The organism is Streptomyces turgidiscabies Car8 (assembly GCF_000331005.1).
Lineage (GTDB): Bacteria > Actinomycetota > Actinomycetes > Streptomycetales > Streptomycetaceae > Streptomyces > Streptomyces turgidiscabies.
Genome location: NZ_AEJB01000463.1, coordinates 1 through 5,140, shown reverse-complemented (window position 1 = coordinate 5,140; position 5,140 = coordinate 1). Strand labels below are relative to the sequence as shown.

The 5,140-nt window shown below is 72.3% G+C and carries 5 protein-coding genes; 3 read left to right on the top strand and 2 right to left on the bottom strand.

Translation table 11 applies throughout. The features are described from left to right. Window positions 1-17: 17 nt before the first annotated feature. Window positions 18-899 carry a GNAT family N-acetyltransferase gene (locus tag STRTUCAR8_RS33630; protein WP_059073124.1) on the top strand — a complete coding sequence of 294 codons (882 nt, stop codon included), beginning with the start codon at window positions 18-20 and terminating at the stop codon, window positions 897-899. 46 nt (window positions 900-945) lie between these two features. On the opposite strand, the gene STRTUCAR8_RS33625 is transcribed toward STRTUCAR8_RS33630, so the two are convergent. Further along, complete coding sequence (locus STRTUCAR8_RS33625) at window positions 946-1,722, bottom strand: GNAT family N-acetyltransferase (RefSeq protein ID WP_006380691.1); 777 nt, start codon at window positions 1,720-1,722, stop codon at window positions 946-948. Between the two features lie 193 nt (window positions 1,723-1,915). Between STRTUCAR8_RS33625 and STRTUCAR8_RS33620 the strand changes: the two genes are divergently transcribed. Continuing rightward, window positions 1,916-2,407: a nucleoside deaminase gene (locus tag STRTUCAR8_RS33620; protein WP_006380689.1), complete on the top strand. Its 492-nt coding sequence runs from the start codon at window positions 1,916-1,918 to the stop codon at window positions 2,405-2,407. Window positions 2,408-2,426: 19 nt separating this feature from the next. On the opposite strand, the gene STRTUCAR8_RS33615 is transcribed toward STRTUCAR8_RS33620, so the two are convergent. Beyond that, window positions 2,427-3,335, bottom strand: a complete 909-nt coding sequence (locus STRTUCAR8_RS33615) for a GNAT family N-acetyltransferase (RefSeq protein ID WP_006380687.1) — start codon at window positions 3,333-3,335, stop codon at window positions 2,427-2,429. Between the two features lie 187 nt (window positions 3,336-3,522). Between STRTUCAR8_RS33615 and STRTUCAR8_RS33610 the strand changes: the two genes are divergently transcribed. Next, complete coding sequence (locus tag STRTUCAR8_RS33610) at window positions 3,523-5,136, top strand: alpha/beta hydrolase (RefSeq protein WP_006380690.1); 1,614 nt, start codon at window positions 3,523-3,525, stop codon at window positions 5,134-5,136. The last annotated feature ends 4 nt before the right edge of the window (window positions 5,137-5,140 follow it).

Below are 5,140 nucleotides of genomic sequence, written 5' to 3'. Positions count from 1 at the left end.
CATGTCACGGAGCCCTCTTGCCCCCGCGCATCACCGCACTCACCGATCCCGAACCCGGCGCGTCGAGCCGACGGCTCGCCTGGCTGGCGGCCGACCAGGGCGGTGTACCGCTCGGCTCCGCCTATCTGCGCCTGTTCAGCCGGGAGGGCCAGGAGCATCTCGCCGAGGTGGAGGTCTCCGTCCACCCTGCCGAACGGCGGCGGGGCGTCGGCACCCGGCTCCTGGAGGCCGCCGTCGCCGCGGCCCGGAGCGACGGTCGACGGTCGGTCCTGGCGCAGGCCGAGGAGGGCTCCCCAGGCGACCGTTTCCTGGCGGCCCGGAGTTTTCGCCGGGTACTGGCACTGACGTACGCCCGGCTGGCACTCGCCGACGTGGACCTCGCGGAGATCACCCGGCTCGCCGAACTCCCGTACCCCGGGTACCGGTTGACGGCCTGGGAGGGCGCCGTGCCGCCCGCCCTGGCGCGGAGCTACGCCGACTCGCGCCGCGCCATGGACGACATGCCGATGGAGGACACCGACTACGGGACGGTCGTGTGGGACGTCGACCGCGTTCTGGCGGCGGCCGAGGCGGTCGCGGGGCGCGGGGACCTGCTGCACACCGTGGCCGCGCTGGACACGGCGGACGGTTCGGTCGTCGGCTTCTCCGAGCTGGTGGTGCCGGGCGACGGTCAGGGCGAGGGGCAGCACTACGGTACGGCGGTGCTGCCCGAGCACCGCGGACGAGGCCTCGGGCGCTGGATGAAGGCCGACTCGATCCGCCGGGCCCGTGAACGCCACCCCGGACTCACGGGACTGCTCACCGACACGGCGACCGGCAACGCGCCGATGCTCGGCATCAACGACGAGCTGGGGTACGTGCCCACGCACAGGGCGGTGGAGTTCCAGCTCGGGCTGTGAGTCCGGCGCCACCCGGCGATCCATCCGCCGCTCCGGCCGTCCGGGCTCAGGCCTCGTACACGTACGGCGTCGTGGTGGTGAGGGGCTCGAAGCCGAGGCGCTCCAGGACGGGCCTGCTCTGGTGGGAGGCGTCGACCTGGAGGTAGCGGTAGCCGCGCTCCACGGCGTCACGGGCGCGGTGGGCGACCAGGGCGCGGTAGATGCCCTTGCCGCGCCAGGCCTCGACGGTGCCGCCGCCCCACAGTCCGGCGAACCGGGTACCGGGCACGAGTTCCATGCGGGCCGCGCTCACCGGCTCGTCGCCGGCCAGCGCCACGACGGCCGTGACCGTGTCCGGGTCGTCGGTGAGCCGGGCGAGCAGCTGGTGCCGCATCCGGGAGCTGTCGGTGCCGAACGCCTTCTCGTGCACGTCCGCCACGAGCTCTACGCCGGTCCGGTCGGTCACCGGAACGAGGCGGATGCCCTCGGGCGGCTCGGTGTCGAAGGTCAGATTGGCGACCTCACCGATCATCAGTGTCTCCTCGGGCTCGGGTGTGAAACCCGCCGTCCGCAGCCGTTGTCCCAGATCGATGGGCAGGTCGTGGCCGTAGAGCTTCCACTCGAACGTCCGTCCGAGGTTGCCGTAGTGGCGGATCTGCTCGGCGATCGCCTCGTCGGCGCGCGCCGCGTCGAGGTCGGACCAGACGACCCCGTTCCACCCCTGGGCGTCGGCGACCTGGCGCACCACCCCGCCCACCCGTTCGATCCGAGCGCCTGGCCCGTCGGGCTGTGCCCCTTCGCGCATGTCCCGGTCGTAAAGGGCGAGCACCGCTGCATGATCCATGCCGTTACTCCAGCACCCCGATGCGGCGAGCGCAACGGTATCGGCGTCCGCGATACGTCACGCTTCAGGTCATTCGCATATGCGAAGCAGATGTCCGGTGGCATCAGGGGCTCTCCGGCGCGTTCCCCGCCCTCCGAGCGTACGGACGTACCCTGCACCCTGGAACCGCACCGCGAGGGAGACCCGGTCAGTCATGGTCAAGAGCGACGAACTGCCCTATCTGCGCCGCTGCGTGGAGCTGGCCGCCGAGGCTTTGGCGGCCGGTGACGAACCGTTCGGTTCCGTGCTAGTGGGCGCGGACGGCGCGGTGCTCGCGGAGGACCACAACCGGGTGGCCTCCGGTGACCGCACCCGCCACCCGGAGTTCGAACTGGCCCGCTGGTCCGCCGCCCATCTGACCCCTGAGCAGCGCGCGGCGGCCACCGTCTACACCTCCGGCGAGCACTGCCCGATGTGCGCCGCCGCGCACGCCTGGGTGGGCCTCGGACGGATCGTGTACGTCGCCTCGTCCGAGCAACTGACCGCCTGGCTGACCGAGTTGGGCGTACCCGCGCCCCCGGTACGGACCCTGCCGGTCAACGAGATCGCGCCCGGTGTGACAGTCGAGGGCCCGGTACCGGAACTGGCCGCGCAGGTACGCGACCTGCATCACCGCTTCCACGCAACCTCACCCCGACAGGGCTGACCCCCAAAAGCCTTCCCCGCTAACCGAGTTCGAGCGTGGTCACCCCGAAGACCCGCTCCCGCGCGAACCCCCGCACGGGACCGGTGTACATGCGTGCCGTCTCGAAGGACGGCGTGAAGCCCGCCTCCCGCACCATCGCGAGGGCAGCCGTGTTGGGCTCGGGGACGTCGATCGCGACGTCCGTCCCGGCCGTGTCGGCGGTCAGAGCGGCGAACAGGGCCCGGGCGTCGTCGGCGGTGTCGGCGAACAGCGGGCCGATGCGGGGCGCGTCCCGGCCGGGCCGGACGACTCCGTAGCCGGTGACGGCACGGCTCCCGGGGCCGGCCCCGCCGTCGCCCGCATCGGCACCGGATTCGCACAGGAAGGCGCGATGTCCGGGAGCCGTCAGCCAGTACTCCAGGAAACGGGGGCGGTCGGCCGGGGTGCAGAGGGTGTCGTACGCCGTGATCGCCGCCAGGTCCGCCGGCCGTACGGGACGCACCTGTGCCAAGGTGTCGGCGGCGGGGGCGGTTCCGGTGAACCGGACGGTGCGGTAGGCGGGCTCGAAGCCCGAGCGGCGGTAGTTGTCCTGCTGGGCGACCACTCCGTCGAGGCCGACGGTACGACTTCCGGCGTGGGCCAGCGCGGTCTTCCAGGTGGTGATCCCGTAACCGCGGCCCCGCAGATCGGGACGCACGAGATAGAAACCCAAAAAGGCGTACGCGTCACCGTAGTTGACGACCGAGATCGCCGACACCGGATCCCCGCCCACCCTGCCGACGAAGAATCCCTCCGGGTCCTGCGCGAAGAAGCCGGCGCTGTCCGACAGCCCCGGGTTCCAGCCCTCGTCAGCCGCCCATCCGGTCACGACCGGCCAGTCCTCGGGCGTGGCCCGGCTGACGACGAGGTCGTCCGGGACCGGGGAGAGGGGGCCGGCGGAGGAGATCATGGCGGTGCTCCGTTCCGTTCAGTGGGGGGATGCGGCCCCATCCGACCATGGATCCCGAAGGCGGCGCGACCACCCGGCCCGGCCCTCACGGCGACCCGGCCTGCCAGGAGGCGGGGCCCTGGCCACGCCCTTATCGTGATCAGGGCGCCGTCCCGGTCCGCAGCCGGGGCCGCCTCTGGAGGCATTCATGCGGTCCGCGTACCGACGCCGGGCGCTCGCCTCGGCCACGACACTCGCCCTGCTGGGGACGGGTGCGCCGACGGTGGCCGCGGCGGCCGACGAGCCCGGTCTGTCCCGCTTCTACCACCAGAAGGTCACGTGGTCGGCCTGCGCCGACGAGGCGGCGATGGACGACGTGCCGACGGCCGACCTCCAGTGCGCAAAGGTCACCGTCCCGCTCGACTACGCCAGGCCCGGCGGCGGCACACTCGACCTGGCGATGGCCCGCTATCGGGCGACCGGGAAATCCCGGGGTTCCGTGCTGCTGAACTTCGGCGGGCCCGGCGGCGCGGGGGTCAGTCAACTCGCCTATGAGGGCAAGGACTTCATGGGACTCACGAACGGCTACGACGTCGTCACGTTCGATCCGCGCGGTGTCGGCAGGTCGTCCCCCGTCAGCTGTGGCGCGGGTGAAAGCGAAGACGACGGCGCGGACACCGAGGAGACCGACGGCGGGGCCGGGGACGATCCGCGTGCCGTCCTCGAACACCTGCGCAGGGCGGCCCAGGCCTGTGTGCGCCACTCCGGGCCCGTGCTGCGTCACATCGGCACCGTCAACGCATCCCGCGACCTCGACGTGATGCGCCAGGCCCTCGGAGACAAGAAGCTCAACTACCTCGGATTCTCGTACGGGACCCGGCTCGGCGCGGTCTACGCGGCCCAGTTCCCCACGAAGGTGGGCCGGTTCGTCCTCGACGGCGTCGACACCCTCACCGAGTCGCTCGCCGAGCAGGGTCTCGCGGGCGCCGCCGGGCAGCAGACCGCGCTGGAAGGCTTCCTCAACTGGTGCGTCGCCGACATCGCCTGTCCGTTCGGGCAGGACGCCCGCACCGCCCGCGAGCGGGTGGTCGCCCTGGTCGGCTCGCTCGACAGGGACCCGGTGCCGACCGGTTACGGTGACCGCTTCTCCGGCCAGGACCTCGTGGGCGCCATCGGCCAGGGCCTCTACAGCAAACGGATGTGGCCTCCCCTGGAACGGGCCCTCGCCGCGCTGGTCGAGGACGGGGACGCGCGAGGAATCATGGGGTTCGGCGGCGGAGGGACCGCTGTCCCCGCCCTGCCGAGAGTGAGCGCCGAGCGGCAGTCCCCCTCCCCGGACGCCGACGGCGGGCTCGTCGACGAGGTCGAGGTACCCATCGACAACCTCCCGGCCGCGCTGATGGCGATCAACTGCGCGGACGATCCCGACCGGCCCGGCGCGGCCCGGATCACCAAGGACTTCGCCGCGCTGCGCGCCGCGTACGAGAAGGCGTCCCCGGTGTTCGGCCGCTACCGCCTCACCGAGGTCCTGACCTGCTACGGCCGTCCGAAGGGCACGGACTTCATCCGTACCGAGGTACGGGACGTCGACACGCCGAAGATGCTGCTGGTGGGGACACGCGGTGACCCGGCCACGCCGTACCGCTGGACCACGGAGACGGCCGAGCGGCTGGGCTCGTCGGCCGTCGTCCTCGACAACAAGGGCGAGGGCCACACCGGCTACGGGTCCTCGAAGTGCGTGCACCGCACGGTCGACACGTTCCTGCTGGACGGCTCCCTCCCGGCCGACGGCAGCTCCTGCGGGGCGGACGACGCCGACTGAGGCG

Excerpts from the sequence above, each read along its gene's own strand:
- STRTUCAR8_RS33625 (WP_006380691.1), bottom strand. The coding sequence starts at position 1,722 with ATGGATCATGCAGCGGTGCTCGCCCTTTACGACCGGGACATGCGCGAA.
- STRTUCAR8_RS33620 (WP_006380689.1), top strand. The coding sequence starts at position 1,916 with ATGGTCAAGAGCGACGAACTGCCCTATCTGCGCCGCTGCGTGGAGCTG.
- STRTUCAR8_RS33615 (WP_006380687.1), bottom strand. The coding sequence starts at position 3,335 with ATGATCTCCTCCGCCGGCCCCCTCTCCCCGGTCCCGGACGACCTCGTC.
- STRTUCAR8_RS33610 (WP_006380690.1), top strand. The coding sequence starts at position 3,523 with ATGCGGTCCGCGTACCGACGCCGGGCGCTCGCCTCGGCCACGACACTC.